The sequence below is a fragment of the Pumilibacter intestinalis genome (genome assembly GCF_943193005.1).
Taxonomy (GTDB): domain Bacteria; phylum Bacillota; class Clostridia; order Christensenellales; family Pumilibacteraceae; genus Pumilibacter; species Pumilibacter intestinalis.
The window spans coordinates 19613-40050 of record NZ_CALPCH010000010.1 but is presented as its reverse complement, the minus strand read 5'-3'; the positions used below and the strand labels follow the sequence as shown (position 1 = coordinate 40050).

Below are 20438 nucleotides of genomic sequence, written 5' to 3'. Positions count from 1 at the left end.
AGTTGCTGTACTTGTTCCATGCAGTAGATTGCCACGCTCACTGCGTTCGCTCGCAATGACATGTAAGCCGCATTAACTCGTCATTGCGAGGCATGAAATGCCGAAGCAATCCCCGCCATGAGAACGGCGTAGTTGCTGTACTTGTTCCATGCAGTAGATTGCCGCGCTCACTGCGTTCGCTCGCAATGACGTATATATTAGTTCCTTATGCAGGGGATTGCCACGCTCACTGTGTTCGCTCGCAATGACATGTAAAGTATCGGTTTCTTGTATTCAACCTAATTGCTTCTCGTAGAGAAGTCGTGGAGGGTGGGTTTTGAAAGGGAGGGGCGCGTCGAAATCGCCCCTCCCTTCACTCTTTTTCGCTTAGCCTTTTTGGAGTCAAAAAGGCTTTAGATATATAAAACACTTGCCAAAAAAGGGCGGAAAATGGTATAATATCGGCGTAAAATCAGCTTTTGAAGGAGTTTATTATGGATAAAACCACACGGAATGCAATCAACGCGGCGAGAGTGCTTGCCGTTGAGGCGATTCAGAAAGCAAACAGCGGGCATCCGGGGCTTCCACTCGGTGCGGCTCCCGCGGCGTACGCGCTCTTTGCTCGGCAGATGAACCACTGCCCCAAAAACCCGTCGTTTTTCAATCGCGACCGTTTTGTGTTGAGCGCGGGGCACGGGTCTGCGCTTTTGTACAGCCTGTTGCACCTGTTCGGTTACGGTATCACCAAAGAAGACCTAATGCAGTTCCGTGCGCTCGGAAGTCGCACCCCCGGTCATCCCGAATACGGCAGGACTCCTGGCGTGGAAACCTCCACGGGCCCGCTCGGTCAGGGCGTGGCAAACGCGGTGGGTTTCGCGCTTGCCGAAAGCATGCTTGCCGCCCGTTTCAACAAAGAGGGGCTTAACCTTGTGGACCACTACACGTTCGCGCTGTGCGGCGACGGTTGCATGGAAGAGGGTATAGAGTACGAGGCGGCGTCGCTCGCGGGCGCGTGGCAACTCGGCAAACTCATTGTGCTTTACGATGCAAACGATATCTCCATAGAGGGCGACATAAACATCACTTTCCGCGACGACGTTGCACGCCGTCACGAAGCGCAGGGTTGGCAGGTTATAAAAGTGCCCGACGGCGAGGACGTAGACGCCGTTGAAGCGGCAATCAAACTTGCGAAAGCGGATAAAACGCACCCCAGCCTGATTATAGTTAAATCCACCATAGGTTACGGCTCGCCCAAAGCGGGAAGCGCGGACTGTCACGGTGCGCCGCTCGGCTCGGACGCGGTAAAGGAAACAAAAAAGAACCTCGGCTACACGGGCAAGCCGTTCGAAGCTCCCGCCGACGTGGTGAAGCACTACGCCGAAATAGTCGATAATCTCAACAAGAGCGAGGCGGAGTGGAACAAAGTTGTTAAGGCGTATAAGGCGGCTTATCCCGACGAATACGAACTTTTCAACCGCTTTGTTCGCGGCAAACTGCCCGCCGACGAGGAGTTCGAAGAGCTTTACTCGATTGTGGGCGACAAAGCGGACGCGACGAGAAACTCCTCGGGAATTATTCTCAACAAACTCGCCGAGCTTATGCCCAATCTCGTGGGCGGCAGTGCCGACCTCGGACCGAGCAACAAAACTTATCTTAAGAACGCGGGCGATTACTCCGCCGAAGACCGCTCGGGCAGAAACCTGCATTTCGGCATACGCGAACACGCAATGGCGGCGATATGCAACGGTCTTACCCTTCACGGCGGCTTCAGCGCGTTTTGCGGCACGTTCTTCGTGTTCTCCGACTACATGAAAAACGCTATGCGCATGTCCGCTCTCATGGAGCTTAACATGACTTACGTTCTCACGCACGATTCCATAGGCGTGGGGGAAGACGGTCCTACTCATCAGCCCGTGGAACAGCTTGCGGGATTGCGCACAATTCCGGGACTCAAAGTGTTCCGTCCCGCCGACGGCAGAGAAACCGCGGCGGCGTACGTAAGCGCGATAACGGGGCACGGTCCCACTTGCATAGTGTGCTCGCGTCAAAATCTTCCGCAGGTTAAAAACAGCGGCGAAGACGCTTTGTTCGGCGGCTATATAGTAGACGACAGCGAGACCGAAACTCCCGACCTCATACTCATGGCGAGCGGCAGCGAACTCGAGCTTGCGGTTAAAGCAAAAAAAGCGCTCGGCAACGGCAACGTTCGCGTTGTGAGCATGCCTTGCATGGAATTGTTCGAAAAGCAGACTCAAAAATACCGCGACTCCGTTTTGCCGCCCAAAGTTCGCGCCCGCGTTGCGATAGAAGCGGGGTGCAGTGCGCCTTGGGGCAAATACGTGGGGTTAGACGGCGGTTACGTGTGCCTCGACACCTTCGGTGCGAGCGCGCCCGCCGAAAAACTGTTCGAGATATTCGGCTTTACCGTGGATAATGTGGTTGCAGTTGCCAAGAAGACGATTTCCCGTTGCAAGAAGATAACGGTTGAATAAAATGGGCGAAAAGTTCTTTTCGCTCGCGGGCAGACTGCGCTATATAGACCGTTGGAGCTTGATGCGCAACACCCGCAGGGAAAACGTAGCCGAGCACAGCTATATCACCGCTCTTATCGCGCACGCGCTTTGCGTGATAGAAAACGAGCTGTTCGGCGGCAAGTTAAATCCCGACAGGGCGGCTTCGCTCGCGCTGTATCACGACGCGGCGGAGGTGTTCACGGGCGATTTGCCCACGCCCGTTAAATATTACGGCGACGATATCCGCAACGCTTACAAGTCTATAGAGAACGCCGCGGAAAACAAGTTGCTCGGCTTTTTGCCCGAAAAACTGCGCGGGGAATACAAAAAACTGCTTTCTCCCGCCGAGTCCGTGCCCGAAAAAAAGTTTGTTAAATACGCCGACAAAATAGCCGCGCTCATCAAGTGCCGCGAAGAACTTTCTTTCGGCAACCGCGAATTCGAGTCTGCCGAAAAGAGCACGCACGCCGCCTTAAATTCGGCAAACGAAAACTCCGTGCGCTACTTTATGGAAAATTTCGCCGACTCTTTCGGCTTGAGCCTCGACGATTCGTTATAATGTAATTTGCAAATCAAAAGCCCCGCTTGTTTTACCGAGCGGGGCTTTGCGTTTTAATCGAATAAGCTTTCCATTATGTTATTTTCCAAATCGGCTATACAATACATATTGTCTAAAACATCAAAAGTTTCTTCCAAATTGTGCCGCGCGGAGTGCCAGCCGCAACCGTCTGTAACCCATACGAATGCGAATCCGTCGATTTCTTTTGACTCCAAAGCAATGGTTTTGTAACTGCGGGCAGTTTCGTTCAGTTTGGAGCCGCTGCTTGAATAAAAATTCGTTTCAATCGCATAAACCGTTTTGCCCTTTTTAACAACAAAGTCAAATCGTTTTACGGTTTTGCCTTTGTTTGAAATGCTCGATAAGTCAATGTTCCATTTCTTTTCTACTGCGGATAGTTTCATTTCCTTAAAGTATGTTTCGCCTTTAACAAGCCCCGCCTTAATAAGATGGTTTTCCACGAGTTTTTCCATTAAATGCCCGCCGCGATTTTTTCTGCCGTTGCTGTCGAGTCCTACCTCTACGCCTGTAACGTAATCTACGAGGTTGTTTATTACGTGGTTTGCGATTAAATCGAACAAGCCCGTTTTTTGCATGAACATTATGTACTCTCGAGTCGTATGGTTTTGCTCATAAAAATCGAAAAGATATTCGCCGTCGTCATCTTTAACGAAAATTTCTTTACTGCGCACGGCAAGCAAAACGGGAATACATTTTAATACTTTCGGATAGTCGGCTACGAGTTTTTCGAAATCGCGTTCGATATCTTTTGAGCCTATGAGAGAATTGAGAATGTTCAATTCAACTTTGATTTTATTTACATTGCCGTAAACTTTCTTAAAATTCACGTAAAAAGCGTAATCGCAAATGCTTGTTTTGAAAGTTTTCAGCCATACGTCGAAATTTCTTTTCATAAAGTGCTTTTCCTTAATTACTGATTAGCAATTCGGTTATTCTGCCGCGTTTGTCGGCTTTGCTGTTTATCATGCGCGTTGCCGATACCCGCTCTATTTTGTAAGATTTATACATTTCGTCGAAAAAACTGTCTTCGGGGTCGGTGTTTTTGGGGTCGGAGTTGCTCAATATGACTTTTGCGCCGCTGTCGCTTATTTTTTTGAAAAATTTCGAGAGCCGCAACTGTTCGTTATCGTCGAAATTTTCGGCGTTGTACGAAGTGAAACATGACGTTTCCGACAGCGGGCGATAGGGGGGATCGAGATAAACAAAGGTGTTGTCGTCTATGAATTTTCGAGAAAGAGAATAATCGCCGCAAACTATTTCTGCGCGTTGTAACGCTTTGTTAATATTGCGTAAATTTTCTTCGTCGCAAATAGCGGGCTTTGCGTATGCGCCCATCGGTACGTTGAATTGTCCTTTGCGATTTACTCTGTAAATTCCGTTGAAACAGGTTTTGTTCAAAAATATGAAATGCGCCGCTTTTTCGGTTGCCGTGGCTTTAGTCAACGAGGTAGAGTTGAATTTGTCGCGAATTGCGTAATAACAGAATTTTCTGCTTTTTTCGTCCATGGGCAAGAACCGCGTTTGCAGTTCATGCAATTTTTGTATCAAATCACCTGCGTTTCTTTGCACTACGCGGTAGGCGTTTACAAGCTCGGGATTTATATCGCTTATATACAAATCCTTAAAATCGTATTCCGACAGTATTTTGAAAAACAACGCGCCGCCACCCACCATAGGCTCGCAATATTTCGTATACGTTTTCTCGTTCTTTGCGGGTATTGCTTTTTCGAGTTCGGTTATGAGTTGACTTTTTCCGCCTACCCACTTTACAAACGGTTTTAACGAATTCTCGGCGGTTTCTTTTGCCGACCTATTACTCACAACATTAGCACCTCTTTAGCCGATAGAAATATTATATTTCAAAGCGAGAATAAAAGCAAGCGTTTTCTTGTTCGCTAATTGAACCAACCCATTCGCGTTTGTTCTCCGAGCTTTTATAACTCTATTTGTTCTATCTTAAAATCGCAGTAATATTCCGCCGTTTTGCCATTGAATTTCAATACGCAATAGTCGGGGTCGGTTACTCCTTGTTTGTAAAACAGTCTGTCGCCGAAACGCCAAATCTTGTCTTTGGTGGGTTGGTCGGTGCGAATTTCCATATCGCCTATAATCGAAACGCCTTGATATTTGATTTTTCCGCGCTTGTAGAAATATATGCAAGCCTTATTGTTTGCCGCAAACTGCTTAACTTTATTCGACGACGTGTTGGTGGAGAAATACATTTCGTTTCCGTCTATTAAGCGGGGCTTAAGCATAGCCCGCATAACGGGATAGCCTTGTTCGTTCACGGAAGCGATAAACGCCGTCTTTTGCTTTGATATAAATTCGTAAATTTGTTCTTTGTTCATAAATTTCTCCTATGTGTTTATACGTTATCCTTGATATGCGTAGTTAAATCGTATTCGAGCTGTAAATCGAGGCGTAACAGTACCGTAAAGGTACTGCTTTTTATATGGCGGAGTAATAGTAACCTAAAACGAATTTTTGTAACTTATATAAATGTGGCACACGGCAAAAAGAACGGAAAAGAATATCAGTGGAATACTTACCAAAACAATGCCGCCGAATAAGAATATGCAAGACGGAATTATCGAAAGCGACAACGCTTTTAATTTATCGTTTCTATTCCAACATATAGCCCAAAATATCAAATATGTAAAGCATAAACCGCCGATTACAGCCAGATATATTATTAGCGCATAATTAAACCAAAAATTAAAATATGTATACGGAATACTGAAAATCATAAGCGCAAAACAGCCGTATCTGCCTATTTGTTCCATAATTTCAACCGCTTTATTGCGATAGGTAATTTCGCCGTTTTTATGTTTTACGGCATATATGATATTCGGTATCATAATTACCGCCATAACGGCAAGTCCGTAATAATTAAACCACCCCATAACATTAGCCCAAAATAATTTTTCTCCGCTAAATTGAAATTTAGCGCACAGTTAAGTCATTATACCGGAACCGGATAAATAATAGCCACAATGTTTGTCATCTGTTTTTTATAAAATTTTGTAATGAAATAAACCTATTGTTGGTCTTGGGTGCGTTTTTCTTCTGTTATTTCTTCGACTTGCACGAAATCTGGCGTACCCGGTTTGAAATCGGGAAGTTTAATTCTATCACCCGAATACTCCTTAAAATAGATCGCTTTCAATGTCGCAATCTCTTCGGGTGAGAGCAATGACTTATCAATAACGAGTGCCATCGACGAGGAAACGTAAAGGAACATATATCGTTTACCGTCAAGCGTTTTACATATCGAACGGTCATAGTATTTGGATATGTGCATTATCTCGCCTTCAATCTCTTCCTTTGCGGCAATCCCGCCATTATAAAACTCGTATTCGTATATAGTACGCGGCATTGATTTTTGCAAATCTTTTTTGATGGAGTACTTTATCATTGCGCCATCAGCCATTATCAGCAGAGAGAACAGGAATAATCCAAACATTAGCCCTGCTAAGTCGGTTTTTTTGAAATAATAAAATATGAATATGAGCACTATAAAAACAAAAGCAAAAGCGAGCGAGCCTAAAATCAACTTGTTGCTCGCTTTACGCGACGGCGCAACAAGTTCCTTTTTTGCCTCGGCTGTGAACTCGGAACGTATCTTTATTGTATTCTTTTCGGTTATCATATAATCCTCCGCTAAATTACTGTTTATCGTAGTTACATTTTCGGCATAGGCGCATTGTAAAAGCCGAGCTTATGAAAATCATACCAGCCTTTTATTTGTTCTTCGGTTGATACCAATAAAGCTCGTAATACTTCTTGCGCAAATTCAAGAGCTGCCGTTCCATTTGCCGTGATAACATTATTGTCCAATACCGCTTGCCTATGCACAAAGCCTTGTTCGTTTGTATAAGACGAATATTGTTTTAATTCGTTCAAATCATTAGCCGTATGTTTTGCGCCATTCAACGCCCCAATAGAGCCTAAAAATCTACAAGCATCGCAAATCGCACCTACCACTTTGCCGCTCTTAATGCAAGCATCAATAAGCGGCTTAACTTGCATAGCGTTCTCGTTATGCCACGACATACCACCGATAAGTATTACGGCACCATAATTGGACGGTAATGTAAGTAAATCATAATCAGGCAAACACTTAACACCGCCAATAGAGGTAACGGCGTTCTTTGTAAGTGATACAGTTTTATTTTCAAACTTGCCGCCACCGAGCATATTGACCGCCGACGAAATATAAGCAAGCTCCCAATCAGCCCATTGTTCCAAGATTACATATAGTATTTTTTTCATTATCTTCATTTCCTTTTACGTCGCTAAATTGAAATTTATCTTTACTTTTTGTTCGGCTTTCTTTTGATACTCAATAGTCTAATAAAGTCATTAAACAATGAAGTGTCCGTCGGCTCAAACATTACCCACTTTCCGTCGTGGTAAGTATGAGTATTGTCATATATCTCTTGAACTGCCTGTGAGTAGTTTTCTTTGTCGGCTTCAAACTTTAATCGTTCGTTTTTACCCAAGACAACCATAAAACCTACGCAATTTACTCTTGCATATAAAGCGCAAAGCGTTTTACCGCCCCGACGGTATTTGTATTCGTATTTCCACGCTTTGCCGCCTTTGTCCCACAAACGTTCCATATCGTAGTATTCGTCGATTAAAGCGCACAAATTATTCCATACTTCGTACAGAGATTTTCCAACCAAAGTTGTCATTTCTTCTGTTGTAGGTATTGTATTAAGCATATAAGCCCTCCGATTTCTCCGTTAAATTACTGTTTATCGCACTATGTGCAAATAAATTATAGCATAAACGGAGAGCATTCTCAACTGTTTGACAACGTAAAAAATGACAATGGCACTGTGGCGGGTGCCAAGCGGCTTGCTGCGCTCTCCGTCAAGTGGATTTGTTGTAAACGAAAAATAAAAAACAGCGATAAAACCGAAAGTTCCATTGCTGTTTTATTTGGCGGAGAGGGCGGGATTACTCCGCTGTCGCTCCGTGGCGTTCGCGCAATGCGCATATAAACAACAGTACCGCAAGGGTACTGCTTTTTATATGGCGGAGAGGTAGTAAGCTAAAACGAATTTTATAACGTTATTAAATGTTCTTCGAAATCTTGCAATTTAACGATAAATTCATTGAGACGGTCATCAATCAATTCAAACAATTTCGTATCGGTTTCAAAAACTTTTTCTCTTTCTTCCACGGATAAAATCGTGCGAGAATAAAGAGTGCAATATTTTTCACCCATTCTTTTAGTAGGTTGCAAAATTTCGCGTATTTTGTTATCGGCAGCCGACCATTCGTCATTTCTGGCTTTAGAAAGCCACATTCCGATTGTAATAGGTCCATCTTTTGACACTACGGATATTTGAAATCTAAACAATCCGTCGGCGATACGCATATTAAGTCCGTGCCGATTGTAAAAGTCCGAAACAACTTTGGTGCAAAATATAAGTCTGCGACCGTTTGCAATCAAATTACAACTATTGGGGATGTTGCGCGGAATCCATTCCGTTGCAATATATTGATAAACCATATCCACGTTATCTATATAGTGTAGTATAATTTCAAGTGCTTCTGAATGTTCGTGCCGTATTTTTTTGCAAAGCGCTCGTATTGTAGGATTGTTATGTAAAATTTTATTGTCAACCATTGTTATATAGTCTTCCATTAAACTCTTCAATTTCAAATTATGTACGTTCACATGAACGTCACGAACTATATCAAGCACTGTTTCATAGCTGAATATGCACCAACGTTCGTCATATTTGTCGTCATCATCATAAGGTAAATCACCGTTTGGTGTAAGATAAACGAATATTTTTTTCCAATCGGTACGGTTGTCAAATTCGGCAACGTATCTTTTGAGTTGGTCATCGTGCGTTGATGTGAATATCTTGTTTTCGATTACTATAAGCGTTTTCGCACTCTCGGATTCAATGAAAATATCAATTCGTCCATCGTTACCGTTGAGTGTCAATGTTCTTTCCTTAAGCACGGATATTTTATTATCATTTATAAGTCCATGTAAATCGTCGATTGAAAATATACCACGTGAGGATAAAATTTGTTTATTGGTGAAGTATCCGTCGATATCGGCACCATCTTGTTCATAGTACAGTAACTTTTTGAGGAATATCGTCAGAAATTTGTTTTTTAACCCGTGAGGCATTTCGGGATTCAATAACCAAGCTAAAAACGCAGAATGTTTTATTTCTTGCGTTGACATACCCACGGCATCAAAAATATTGATGTTTTTTGGTTTTCCCAAATCTAAAAGAGTGTCGCTTAAGGATTTTAATGCGCTAATAGCTTCTTTTTCGGTTTTTATCATTGCTCCTTCTCTCTAATCTTCTTCAAATTTTTTGGTACGAATACAAGTTGTACCGCAATTTTTGCATTTATATGTAATTTCATAGGTTACTAAATTGTAAAAGCGTTTTCCGTTTCCGTTTTTCAAATTTTTACACCGATGAGAACAGCTTATTTCTTTGCGTTTATATTCTTTCAAAGCAAATAACTTTTTGCAATTAGGGCAACGGGTAGCTAATATGCTAATAATTATTACGCTCATAAATGTTGCTATAAACGCAACTATCATTAAAATTACCAACCACATAATAAAATCCTCCGTAAAGTAAAAAAGTGCGCCTACCGAAGTAAACGCACAAAAAACGCAAACTCCGATAGTCGCCAAACCAACCGTTATCGCAAGAACATTATCACAAGAACATTATCACAATAACCGTAAGGAATTTGCATTTTTATCAAATTCAGCGGTTATTGTGTAAAATATAAAAAATAGATTATTCCTTAAACATAAAAAGTCCTCGCGAAAATAAATAGGTTGATTTGGCATAGTTAGTATAACATATTAGAAAACAAAAATCAATACTTTTCAATGTAATTTTATAAAAGGGCACTGTGGCGGGTGCTTGATATAACAAGCGGCTCATTACGCTCATCGCCACCCGCCACAACCGACCAAAGACAAAAACGAGCCGCCCCAAAAGGGACGGCCCGTCTTTCTATGGCGGAGAGGGCGGGATTCGAACCCGCGGTACGTTTTAGCGTACGCACGCTTTCCAAGCGTGTGCCTTCGACCACTCAACCACCTCTCCACGGTGCGAGCGTTCTACGCGCAATTTGTCGTTGCCTATTAAGGATATAGAAATATTGCGAATTTGTCAACTGTTTTGGGGCGAATTTTGCATGTATATGCAATAAGTACTAAAACGGGGCGAAAAAATGATACGGTTCTTTCGTTGCCAAACGTGAAAAATTATGGTATAATGTAAGGGTATAAAATACGAACGGAGCTGTAACGAGGCGTATTTATGAAAGCATGGAGATTACACGAAAAAGAAAAGCTGTCGCTCGACGAGCTTCCCGCGCAGAGCGTGGGAGACGGTTGCGTTAAGCTCAAAACTTTGGCTTCCGGCATAAGTCTTACCGATACGGCGATGTATACGGGCAAACTGCCGCTCGAGTCGTCGCCGCTCATTATAGGGCGGCAGTGCGTGGGCATGGTAACCGAAACGGGCGAGGGGGTAAGCGGACTCGTGCGCGGCGACCGCGTTGCCGCCGACCCCTGCGTGTGTTGCAAAACCTGCCCGCCGTGCAAAGCCAACCGAGCCGACGAGTGCGAAAAGATGATTTGCTACGGCGTGAACGACAACGGCTTTTTGAGCGACTTTACCGTGGCTTCGGCGAACGCGCTGTATAAACTGCCCGAGCGCATAACCGACGGCGACGCGCTGTTTATAGAGCATATCGCGCTTTCCATAAACGCGGTGAGCAAGCTCAACCTCGAAAAAGGCGAGCACATAGTTATAGTGGGAGCGGACGCGCTCGGCATAATACTCGCGCAAGTCGCGCTCTATTACCAAGCCGTGCCCATACTTGTGGACACCGACGGCGAAAGTCTTGCGCTTGCCGAAAATCTCGGCGTTTATTACACCGTTAACAGCGTGGACGCCGACCCCATGAAGAAGATATTCGCCATCACCGGCGGCAAAATGGCGGACTGCGTGGCGTTCGTAACCACATCGCGCATGGCGTTCGGGCGCAGTCTCGAATACGCGTCGGTGGGCGGCAGAGTCGCGCTTGCGGGCTGGACGGAAGTTACCGAGGAGTTTTCGGGCAGTTTTTCGGCGATACTCGACAAAAAGCTCAAAGTGGTGGGTGTTAACAACGGAGCGAAACTTTTCCCCGCCGCGATAAACTTGCTGGCTACGCGCACCGTAGACGTGAGCAAACTCGTGAGTCGCGAGGTTAAGTTCGATGACGTGGAAAACTTTATAAAGGAACAGGCGGATAACGCCGACGGATTTATTTTGGCGGCGGTAAAGGCGTAATATGAAAACTACGTTGCCCAAAAAGAAGCTCAAACTTCAGATAATAAAGAAAGAGAACAAGGCGTTCGACTGCTTTGCCACCATAAAAAAAGACGCGTACTGCATGCCGAGCAAGTTTTACGCCACCACCGTGTTTTATCCCAAAACCAAACAGGAAACTCAAACTTTTCTCACCACGATTGACGCCGAAGCGTACGTGGGAACGGAAAAAGCCAAAGAGTTTTACCTCACCGACGAGTTCGACACCGCTCGCGACGCGCTCAAATGGATTAAGCAGGTATATAAAGAGTTTCTCGAAATAGTTTTGTAAACTTGGGAAAACAGCTTAAAATCGGTTGCGAATTTGATTTTATCATGTTATAATAGAAAGGCTTGGGTAAACCCCGAGCCTTTCCTTGTTCCCGCGAGGGCGGGGGCCGGAGACCAAAAGGAGGTAGTAAAAGCATGAATAAGTACGAAATCTTGTACATTCTCAAAGCAGACCTCGACGAGTCGGTGAAAGAGGCGCAGATTGAAAAATACAGCGCGCTCGTTACCGCAAACGGCGGCGAAGTGGAGAATGTGAATAAGTGGGGCAACAAACGCTTCGCTTACGAGATAGACGGCAAAAACGACGGATTTTACGTGCTCATGAACTTTACGGCTAAGTCCGATTTACCGCAAGAAATCGAACGCCAGATGAAGATTAGCGACGAAGTTATCCGTTTTATGACCGTTCGCAAATAAGGAGCGTAACAAATGAACAAATGTATTTTGGTGGGTAATCTTACCCGCGACCCCGAGCTTACGCAAACCACGTCGGGCGTGTCTATGTGCAGGTTTTCCATTGCGGTAAACCGCAGTTACGCAAACGCAAACGGCGAACGCGAAGCGGACTTTATAAACATAGTAACCTGGAGAGGACTTGCCGAAAACTGCGGCAAATACCTTGCCAAAGGGCGTAAAGTGGCTGTGTGCGGCAGTATTCAGACCCGCAGTTACGATGATAAAGACGGCAACCGCAGGTACGCAACCGACGTAGTTGCCGACGACGTAGAGTTTATCGGCGGAGGAAATTCCGACGGCGGCGCGTCGCCCGCGCCCGAGCGTTCGGCGGCTCCCAAGAAGCTCACGAGCGAACTCAAGCCCATAGAGGACGACGGGCTTCCGTTCTAAACAAAAATAAACATAGAGGACATTAAAAAATATGGAACAGAAAAAAGTGGAAGGCGGCGAAGAAAAGCAGAAACGCGTTCGCAGAGCACCCAAGAAAAAGGTGTGCGCGTTCTGCGTTGAAAAAGCCGAAGAAATCGATTATAAAGACGTAGCCAAGCTCAAACGCTACGTTACCGAAAAGGGCAAAATAATCCCCCGCAGAACGAGCGGAATGTGCGCGGAACATCAGCGCGCGCTTTCGGTGGCAATCAAACGCGCGAGAGTTATGGCGTTGTTGCCCTTCAAGGCGGAATAAGACGGCGTATAGCGGCGCTCCCGTCATTGCGAGGGCGGCTACGGTTACCATGTCATTGCGAAGGCGCTACGGTTACAATGTCATTGCGAGGGCGCTTGCGCCCGCGGCAATCTCAGCCGAGAGAAATGTGCAGTGACTTTACGTGTTCCATGCAGGGGATTGCCACGCTCGTTTCACTCACTCGCAATGACAGTATCACTCAACCCGTCATTGCGAGGGCGCTACGGTTACAATGTCATTGCGAGGGCGCTTGCGCCCGCGGCAATCTCAGCCGAGAGAAATGCACATTTACTGCACGAGAAAACAAAAATAAAAAATCGGCGGCTCAATTTAAGTAACGAATTGAGCCGCTTGTACTGTTGAAAGGATAGCGAATATATAATGATAAGCGTAAACAACGTAACACTCCAATTCGGCGGCAGAGTGCTGTTTGAAAACGTAAATCTCAAATTCACCAAAGGCAACTGCTACGGCATAATCGGCGCGAACGGCGCGGGCAAGTCTACCTTTTTGCGTATTCTCTCCGGCGAACTCGAACCCAACAAGGGCGACGTTACCATAGACAAAAACGAGCGCATGAGCGTGCTCATGCAGAACCAAAACGCGTACGACGATTGCACGGTGCGCGACGCTGTTATGTGGGGTCATAAGCGGCTCATGGAGGTTGCCCGCGAGCGCGACGCGCTCTATGCCAAGCCCGATTTTTCGGACGAGGACGGAGAACGCGCGGCAATACTCGAGGGCGAATTCGCCGATATGAACGGTTACGAAGCGGAGTCCGCCGCGGAAACGCTTTTGCAAGGACTCAAAATCGACTCTTCTTTGTTCGATACGCTCATGGCGGATATAGACGCAAAGCTCAAAGTAAAAGTTTTGCTTGCGCAAAGCCTGTTCGGAAGTCCGGATGTTTTGGTGCTCGACGAGCCCACCAACAACCTCGACGCCAAGTCGGTAAAGTGGCTCGAAGACTATCTTATGTCGCTCGAGGACACAACGGTTATAATAGTTTCGCACAACCGACACTTTTTGAATAAAGTGTGCACGCACATTTGCGACGTGGACTTTAAGCAGATTAACGTGTTTGTGGGCAACTACGATTTTTGGTACGAAACAAGCCAATTGCTCGCCCGCCAAGCCAAAGAACAAAATAAGAAAATGGAAGCGAGAGCAAAGGAATTGCAAGAGTTTATCGCCCGTTTCTCGGCAAACGCGAGCAAATCCAAACAAGCCACGAGTCGCAAGCGTGAGCTTGAAAAGATAAAGCTCGAAGATATAAAGCCGTCGAGTCGCCGCTATCCGTTTATAGACTTTAAGTACGAGCGCGAAATAGGCAACGAAATACTCGAGGTGGAGGGTCTTACCAAAAAAGGCTTTTTCGAGAACGTGTCGTTCAAATTAAAGCGCGATGACAAGATAGGATTTTTGTGCTCGTCGAGTCAGTGCATGAGCATGTTGTTCGACGTGCTCATGGGGCTGGAGCAGCCCGACTCGGGATACTTTAAGTGGGGACAAACCATTACCACGGCGTACCTGCCGCAAAACTACGATAACTTTTTCGACGGGGTGGACTTGTCGCTCGTGGAGTGGCTCAGTCAATACAGTAAAGACCGGTACGAAGAATATCTGCGCGGCTGGCTCGGGCGCATGCTGTTTTCGGGTCAGGAAGCTCTCAAAAAAGCAAAGGTGCTTTCGGGCGGCGAAAAGGTGCGTTGCATGCTTGCCCGCATGATGCTTTTGGGCGCGAATTTCCTTATATTCGACGAGCCTACCAATCATCTCGACCTCGAGAGCATAACCGCGCTTAATAAAGGTATGACCAACTTTAAGGGCGGCATGCTGTTCGTAACGCACGACGAAGAAATTATTTCCACCGTTGCCAACCGCATTATAGAAATAGAGGGCGGCAAAAAGATACTCGACCGCGACATGACCTACGAAGAATACTTGGAGTTATAGTAATTGTGCCGCGTCATTGCGAGCGCACTTTCTGCCTACCTGTCATTGCGAGCGAGCCATGCGAGCGCGGCAATCCCATACATGAGAAAGCAACAGTATCTGTACTTGTTCCATGCCTGAGATTGCCACGGGTGCAAGCACCCTCGCAATGACAATTTTGTGCCGCGTCATTGCGAGCGCACTTTCTGCCTACCTGTCATTGCGAGCGAGCCATGCGAGCGCGGCAATCCCATACATGAGAAAGCAACAGTGTCTGCACTTGTTCCATGCCTGAGATTGCCACGGGTGCAAGCACCCTCGCAATGACAATTTTGTGCCGCGTCATTGCGAGCGAGTTTACGAGCGAAGCAATCCCCTTCATGAGAACCTATACCCACTACACAAAAAAACGCGGATAAAAATACCCGCGTTTTTTCGTGGCAAAAGGGGAAGAAGGGAGTTCTCTATCTGCGACAGCCGCAGAAAAGATTGCGGAAGCAGTTGCATATGCCGCAGCCGCACGGCTTACGGTGTTGGCAACCGCAGTTGCAGTTGTGCTCGTGATTGCACTCGCATTGTTTCTGCTCGCGGCATTCGCAACGGCAGGTGCAAACGGGTTTGCGGCAACCGCAGTTGCAGTTGTTGTTGCCGCAGATGTTACAAGATTGGTTGTAGTTATCGTATTCGTTCATATTTTTATCCTCCGTATATTACCATACTATGAAACTTTTTTTAACAGCGTTACAATAAAAATTTGCAAATCGCTTAAAATCGCTTGACTGTTTTTGTATAATCATATATAATAATAGTAATCATTACTGATTATATAAAGGAGATAACGTGCGTTACAGCAGCAGGCGCGAAGCGATACTCAAAATATTGCGCGACACGAAGAGCCACCCGAACGCGGAGTGGGTGTATGCCAAAGTGCGCGAGCAAATCCCAAACGTGAGCTTGGGCACGGTGTATCGCAATCTCAAAGAGCTTAGCGACGCGGGCGAATTGAACACGCTCGAAACCGAGTGCGGCAGTCTGCATTTCGACGCGGACACCTCGCCGCACGCGCACTTTGTGTGCAACGGTTGCGGCGCGATAAGCGACGTGTTCGGCTACTCGGAAGATACCGCCGCGCTCGAAAAAAGCGGATACAGGATAGACGGAGTAAAAACCGTAATTTACGGATTGTGCCCGCACTGCGTTAAAGAGAACAAAGCACATACGCGGTTGTCTTAAAGCAAATGCAATCAAGCGAGAGCTTGCGCATTATAAAATCAAAAAAATAAACTCAAGGAGAAAAAGAAAATGAAAAAGTTTGTATGTTCGGTATGCGGATACGTTCACGAGGGTAATGCGGCTCCCGATAAGTGCCCGCAGTGCAAAGCTCCCGCTTCCAAATTCACGGAGCAGGCAGGCGGAAAGACTTGGGCGGCGGAACACGTTGTGGGCGTTGCGAGCGGCGTTCCCGAAGATATCATGAACGACCTTCGCATGAACTTTAACGGCGAGTGCACCGAGGTTGGCATGTATCTTGCCATGGCTCGCGTTGCGCACCGCGAGGGCTATCCCGAAATAGGCATGTACTGGGAAAAAGCGGCTTTCGAAGAAGCGGAGCACGCCGCCAAATTCGCCGAACTTTTGGGCGAGGTTGTAACCTCTTCCACCGAGAAAAATCTTCAAATGCGCGTAGACGCCGAAAACGGAGCAACCGCCGGCAAGACCGACCTTGCAAAACGCGCAAAGGCTCTCAACCTCGACGCGATACACGACACCGTACACGAAATGGCTCGCGACGAAGCCCGTCACGGCAAAGCGTTCGAAGGCTTGCTTAAAAGATACTTTGGCAAGTAAGGCGGCATAAAACCGTCCTTAGCCGAGCGTTCCGTTCTTCTGTCATTGCGAGGGCGAAGCCCGCGGCAATCTCATACATAAGAAAGCGGCAGTTGCTGTACGTGTTTCATGTAGGGGATTGCCGCGCTCGTAAACTCGCTCGCAATGACATGCGCCGCTTTACCCGTCATTGCGAGGGCGAAGCCCGCGGCAATCTCATACATAAGAAAAGCAAAAAGAGAGTAAGTCAAAAAACGGCTTGCTCTTTTTTGTTGTTTTATTTATTTCATAGGGACGTTCTTATCTTCGTTTTTATGAAATTCTTTTAGTTCTTCGCTTTCTGTATGGTATAACTTATCGCGAATCAATTTTATGTCGCATAGCATAGACAAAAATAGGCGAAACAAAATCCAAGCTATTACTATACCAAGAATAGCAAATATGGCATAAAGTAGATATTTGGCACTTACTTTTGCCGCCCAATAAATGCCTACAATTGCGCTCAAAGCACAAGAAAGTCCAAATAATATGCTCATTATAAGAAAGGCATAATAGAACCACTTGTCGTTTTGTATGAACTTATCGGTTTTTTTTGACATAATATACTCTCCTTTATATTAAAAAAGTCGTCCCAATTAAGAGACGACTTCCAAAAGCTATCTCCTAATTGTTGCGACACAATATACCAAAAAACGGCGGATACAGCTTGTTGGCTATTTGCATCCGTTTTTTGGTATTCTATTGCGTCGCAAGGTTATAATAACAAAAATAAAATGTTTTGTCAATATTTTCTTATGGATTATGCTAAGCCATAAAAAATACAAACAATGTGTGGCATAATGGGGTTTACATGTCATTGCGAGGGCGCTTGCGCCCGCGGCAATCTCATACATAAGAAAGCGGCAGTTGCTGTACGTGTTCCATGTAGGGGATTGCCGCGCTCGTAAACTCGCTCGCAATGACAGGGAACCCGAAGGGGATTGCCGCGCTCGTAAACTCGCTCGCAATGACAGGGAACCCGAAGGGGATTGCCGCGCTCGTAAACTCGCTCGCAATGACATACGCAACTTTACCCGTCATTGCGAGGAGCGGAGCGACGCGGCAATCTCATACATAGAGAAAAAATTTACAAAAACAAGAAAAGAGCAGACTCATAAGAGTTTGCTCTTTTTTGGTGCTCAGTACGGTGTGTGTTTTCCGAAAAAAGCACAAAATTTTCATAAACCCCTCAAAATCGCTTGCGGGGGGGGGACGATATGATACAATAATAGTAAGTCTAAATATTTATAGGCTTAGTATTATATTTTATAGAAGGAGAACACACATGAGGAAGAAAATCGTATTGATTGTTACCGCGCTGATTATGGCGCTGTCGGTTTGCTCGCTTGTTGCGTGCAAAAACGAGAACGAGGGCGCGGGCAACGAAACGGCGAAAGTAATCGCCGTGTCTGCCGCGGAATACAAAACCGCGGACGAGGCGGTGCTCGGCTACGTTGAGAACGAACTTGCGGTGTATGACTACGAAGAACTGATGTATAGTGCGGAGTTTGTTTCCAAAGAGAGCAAGGGCGACGCGGACTCGGAAAAGCTCGGACTTACCGAAAACGACAAGAAAGACCTTGCAAAAGCGGAACTGTTCGGCGTTACGGCAAAGATTAAATTCGCTGTAGATGAAGAAACGTTTGCGGCAACCGCGCCCGAAGCCGAACAGCCCGAAACCGTTACGGCGAATATGGAAATGTACGTATTAAAATACAGCGAAAGCAAGTTCGCGTATGCCGTTCCCGAGGCGAAAATAGGCGAGCGCGTAACCAACAGCGAAATAAATAAGGCGTTCAACTACGATACTCACTCTAATTGCACCGAAACAGAAATAGACGAAGAGCTTGGCAAAGACGGCGCAACGTGGGTATTCGACACGGCTGGCGTGATACAACGTACCGCGACAGAAGAAATGCACGTGAGCTATCATGATAAAACCCGTTTCGAAGCGGGTACGCCTAATTATACTTTGGAAGAAAAGCGCGATTATTACGATTACAAAGTTACCGAAGGCGCAAAAACTTACGGAACGCGTAGCGGCAGTAGCGAAGTGTCCGAATTAAGTAAAACCGTAGCGGAGTCGTTAAAAACATATATTTCGCAAAATACTACCGGCGTGATGGGGTTTTATCCGGGCGCAAAAGGACTTGTAAAGACCGCTACGGGCGCGAAAGCCGCGATAACTTTCCTCGACGGCTTGGATTGCGAAGGCGAATGCAGTGTTACGATTACCGACGGCAAATTAACTCAAATAATGTTTTGGGCTATAGCCGAAACGGAGCAAGGCGGTAAACCCGTGAAAATGGGTATGAAAATGACCGTTAAGTATGAGAAATTCGGCAACACCGCTATTACTGGCGCAACCGAAGCCAAAGAAAAGGTTGCGGCTTACAAGGCGCAACATGCCGAATAGCAATATGCCGAATAAATAAAGGCAAAAATAGCGCGTTACCGAAAAAAACACAAAATTTTCATAAACCCCTCAAAATCGCTTGCGGGCGGGGGAATTACATGATACAATTATACTAAGCCTAAATATTTATAGGTTTGGTATAATTATATATTAAGGAGAAGATGTATGAGGAAGAAAATCGTATTGATTGTAACCGCGCTGATTATGGCGTTGTCGGCTTGCTCGCTTGTTGCGTGCAAGAACGAGGGCGACGGCTCGGCGAAAGTAATCGTTGTGTCCGCCGCGGAATACAAAACCGCGGACGAGGCGGTGCTCGGCTATGTGGAGAACGAGCTTGCGGTGTATGACGGCGAAGACCCTATGCTTAGCGCGGAGTTCGTTTCCAAAGAGAGTAAGGGCGACGCGGACTTGGAAAAACTCGGGCTTACCGAAGCGGACAAGAAAGACCTTGCAAAAGCGGAACTGTTCGGCGTTACGGCAAAGATTGAATTTGCGGATGCGGAAACGGGATATGATGCCGAAACGGTAACTGCGGCTATGGAAATGTACGTGCTCGAATACGGCGAAGGCAAGTTTGCGTATGCCGTTCCCGAGGCGAAGATAGGCGAGCGCGTAACCAACAGCGAAATAAATAGGGCATTCAACTCCGATACTCACTCTAATTGCACCGAAACAAGAATAATGGAAGGGCTTAACAAAGACGGCGCAACGTGGGAATTCGACTCGGCAAGCGTAACGCAATATACCGCAACCGAACAAATGTATGTGCGCTATTATGATAAAACCCGTTTCGAAACGGGTACGCCTGATTATACCGAGAACGCTTCCGATTATTACCGTTACGAAATTACCGAAGGCGCAAAAACTTACAGTACCAGCAGTGGCGGCGACTATGTGTACAAAACGGATATTACCGTTGCCGAGTCGTTCAAAGAATATATTGCGCTGAATATTACAAATGTAGTCGGGTATTTCGGCAGAGAAAAAGGACTTGTAAAGACCGCTACGGGTGCGAAAACCGCAGTAACTTTCTACGAAGGTGTGAAGTGCGAAGGCGAATGCGTAATTACGATTACCGACGGCAAATTAACGCAAATAATGTATTGCCTTACAGCCGAAGAAACGAAAGACGGTCAAACCGAGAAAGTCGGCTTAAAAGATACAACTAAGTTTGAAAAATTCGGTAGCACCGCTGTTACTGGCGCAACCGAAGCCAAACAAAAGATTGAGGCTTACAAGGCGCAACATGCCGAATAAACAAATATAATTCGCAGCTTAAAAAGTCCTTTCGCAAAACCGCGAAGGGGCTTTTTTGCGCCGAGAGCGAAAGTCATTGACAAAACGCGCCAAATCG

The 20438-nt window shown here is 46.1% G+C and carries 25 protein-coding genes and 1 tRNA gene; 12 read left to right on the top strand and 14 right to left on the bottom strand.

The annotated features are described in order from the left end of the window. The first annotated feature begins 473 nt into the window (after window positions 1-473). Window positions 474-2471: a transketolase gene (gene tkt, locus NFR55_RS06330; protein WP_251547396.1), complete on the top strand. Its 1998-nt coding sequence runs from the start codon at window positions 474-476 to the stop codon at window positions 2469-2471. Window position 2472: 1 nt separating this feature from the next. Next, window positions 2473-3051 carry a 5'-deoxynucleotidase gene (gene yfbR, locus NFR55_RS06325; RefSeq protein WP_251547394.1) on the top strand — a complete coding sequence of 193 codons (579 nt, stop codon included), beginning with the start codon at window positions 2473-2475 and terminating at the stop codon, window positions 3049-3051. 53 nt (window positions 3052-3104) lie between these two features. Here yfbR and NFR55_RS06320 read toward each other — a convergent pair whose 3' ends face one another. The 10 genes from NFR55_RS06320 to NFR55_RS06275 form a co-directional block, all read right to left on the bottom strand. Beyond that, window positions 3105-3965 (bottom strand): type II restriction endonuclease, encoded by an 861-nt coding sequence (locus NFR55_RS06320; RefSeq protein WP_251547392.1) that lies wholly within the window; start codon window positions 3963-3965, stop codon window positions 3105-3107. A gap of 13 nt (window positions 3966-3978) precedes the next feature. Beyond that, entirely contained in the window at window positions 3979-4893 is a 915-nt protein-coding gene (locus tag NFR55_RS06315) for a DNA adenine methylase (RefSeq protein ID WP_251547390.1), read from the bottom strand. A 113-nt stretch (window positions 4894-5006) separates the two neighbouring features. After that, the gene (locus tag NFR55_RS06310; RefSeq protein ID WP_251547388.1) at window positions 5007-5420 is read right to left on the bottom strand and encodes a pyridoxamine 5'-phosphate oxidase family protein; all 414 of its coding nucleotides are present in this window, start codon (window positions 5418-5420) and stop codon (window positions 5007-5009) included. 123 nt (window positions 5421-5543) lie between these two features. Further along, window positions 5544-5975 (bottom strand): hypothetical protein, encoded by a 432-nt coding sequence (locus NFR55_RS06305; protein WP_251547386.1) that lies wholly within the window; start codon window positions 5973-5975, stop codon window positions 5544-5546. 134 nt (window positions 5976-6109) lie between these two features. Further along, window positions 6110-6721: a hypothetical protein gene (locus NFR55_RS06300; protein ID WP_251547384.1), complete on the bottom strand. Its 612-nt coding sequence runs from the start codon at window positions 6719-6721 to the stop codon at window positions 6110-6112. A 32-nt stretch (window positions 6722-6753) separates the two neighbouring features. Next, window positions 6754-7344 (bottom strand): DJ-1/PfpI family protein, encoded by a 591-nt coding sequence (locus NFR55_RS06295; RefSeq protein WP_251547382.1) that lies wholly within the window; start codon window positions 7342-7344, stop codon window positions 6754-6756. A 41-nt stretch (window positions 7345-7385) separates the two neighbouring features. Continuing rightward, window positions 7386-7799, bottom strand: a complete 414-nt coding sequence (locus tag NFR55_RS06290; protein WP_251547380.1) for a DUF3788 domain-containing protein — start codon at window positions 7797-7799, stop codon at window positions 7386-7388. Between the two features lie 344 nt (window positions 7800-8143). Next, complete coding sequence (locus tag NFR55_RS06285; protein WP_251547378.1) at window positions 8144-9394, bottom strand: PDDEXK-like family protein; 1251 nt, start codon at window positions 9392-9394, stop codon at window positions 8144-8146. Window positions 9395-9406: 12 nt separating this feature from the next. After that, window positions 9407-9679 (bottom strand): hypothetical protein, encoded by a 273-nt coding sequence (locus NFR55_RS06280; RefSeq protein ID WP_251547376.1) that lies wholly within the window; start codon window positions 9677-9679, stop codon window positions 9407-9409. 412 nt (window positions 9680-10091) lie between these two features. Then, window positions 10092-10181: transfer RNA gene (locus tag NFR55_RS06275), tRNA-Ser, on the bottom strand. Between the two features lie 216 nt (window positions 10182-10397). On the opposite strand from NFR55_RS06275, the gene NFR55_RS06270 reads away from it, so the two are divergent. The 6 genes from NFR55_RS06270 to NFR55_RS06245 all read left to right on the top strand — a co-directional run bounded on the left by NFR55_RS06270 (window position 10398) and on the right by NFR55_RS06245 (window position 14823). Then, complete coding sequence (locus NFR55_RS06270; RefSeq protein WP_251547375.1) at window positions 10398-11417, top strand: zinc-dependent alcohol dehydrogenase; 1020 nt, start codon at window positions 10398-10400, stop codon at window positions 11415-11417. Window position 11418: 1 nt separating this feature from the next. After that, entirely contained in the window at window positions 11419-11727 is a 309-nt protein-coding gene (locus NFR55_RS06265; protein WP_251547374.1) for a hypothetical protein, read from the top strand. 134 nt (window positions 11728-11861) lie between these two features. Next, window positions 11862-12143 (top strand): 30S ribosomal protein S6, encoded by a 282-nt coding sequence (gene rpsF, locus NFR55_RS06260; RefSeq protein ID WP_251547373.1) that lies wholly within the window; start codon window positions 11862-11864, stop codon window positions 12141-12143. 12 nt (window positions 12144-12155) lie between these two features. Beyond that, complete coding sequence (locus NFR55_RS06255; RefSeq protein ID WP_251547372.1) at window positions 12156-12572, top strand: single-stranded DNA-binding protein; 417 nt, start codon at window positions 12156-12158, stop codon at window positions 12570-12572. A gap of 31 nt (window positions 12573-12603) precedes the next feature. After that, entirely contained in the window at window positions 12604-12867 is a 264-nt protein-coding gene (rpsR, locus tag NFR55_RS06250; RefSeq protein ID WP_251547371.1) for a 30S ribosomal protein S18, read from the top strand. A gap of 381 nt (window positions 12868-13248) precedes the next feature. After that, window positions 13249-14823 carry an ABC-F family ATP-binding cassette domain-containing protein gene (locus tag NFR55_RS06245; protein WP_251547370.1) on the top strand — a complete coding sequence of 525 codons (1575 nt, stop codon included), beginning with the start codon at window positions 13249-13251 and terminating at the stop codon, window positions 14821-14823. Between the two features lie 443 nt (window positions 14824-15266). On the opposite strand, the gene NFR55_RS06240 is transcribed toward NFR55_RS06245, so the two are convergent. Next, on the bottom strand, window positions 15267-15494 hold the full coding sequence (locus NFR55_RS06240; protein WP_251547369.1) for a hypothetical protein: 228 nt from the start codon (window positions 15492-15494) through the stop codon (window positions 15267-15269). Between the two features lie 148 nt (window positions 15495-15642). On the opposite strand from NFR55_RS06240, the gene NFR55_RS06235 reads away from it, so the two are divergent. Both NFR55_RS06235 and NFR55_RS06230 read left to right on the top strand, forming a co-directional pair. Then, window positions 15643-16035 carry a Fur family transcriptional regulator gene (locus tag NFR55_RS06235; protein WP_251547367.1) on the top strand — a complete coding sequence of 131 codons (393 nt, stop codon included), beginning with the start codon at window positions 15643-15645 and terminating at the stop codon, window positions 16033-16035. Between the two features lie 69 nt (window positions 16036-16104). Then, entirely contained in the window at window positions 16105-16650 is a 546-nt protein-coding gene (locus NFR55_RS06230; RefSeq protein ID WP_251547365.1) for an NADH peroxidase, read from the top strand. Window positions 16651-16721: 71 nt separating this feature from the next. Here NFR55_RS06230 and NFR55_RS10530 read toward each other — a convergent pair whose 3' ends face one another. The 3 genes from NFR55_RS10530 to NFR55_RS06220 form a co-directional block, all read right to left on the bottom strand. Then, window positions 16722-16853 (bottom strand): hypothetical protein, encoded by a 132-nt coding sequence (locus tag NFR55_RS10530; RefSeq protein WP_275556917.1) that lies wholly within the window; start codon window positions 16851-16853, stop codon window positions 16722-16724. A gap of 57 nt (window positions 16854-16910) precedes the next feature. After that, complete coding sequence (locus tag NFR55_RS06225) at window positions 16911-17228, bottom strand: hypothetical protein (RefSeq protein WP_251547363.1); 318 nt, start codon at window positions 17226-17228, stop codon at window positions 16911-16913. A 286-nt stretch (window positions 17229-17514) separates the two neighbouring features. Next, a complete protein-coding gene (locus NFR55_RS06220) occupies window positions 17515-17709 on the bottom strand; it encodes a hypothetical protein (RefSeq protein WP_251547361.1) in 195 nt (64 codons plus the stop codon). Between the two features lie 244 nt (window positions 17710-17953). Between NFR55_RS06220 and NFR55_RS06215 the strand changes: the two genes are divergently transcribed. Further along, window positions 17954-19084, top strand: a complete 1131-nt coding sequence (locus tag NFR55_RS06215; protein WP_251547359.1) for a hypothetical protein — start codon at window positions 17954-17956, stop codon at window positions 19082-19084. A gap of 165 nt (window positions 19085-19249) precedes the next feature. Then, window positions 19250-20341, top strand: a complete 1092-nt coding sequence (locus tag NFR55_RS06210) for a hypothetical protein (protein WP_251547357.1) — start codon at window positions 19250-19252, stop codon at window positions 20339-20341. Window positions 20342-20438: the final 97 nt, after the last annotated feature.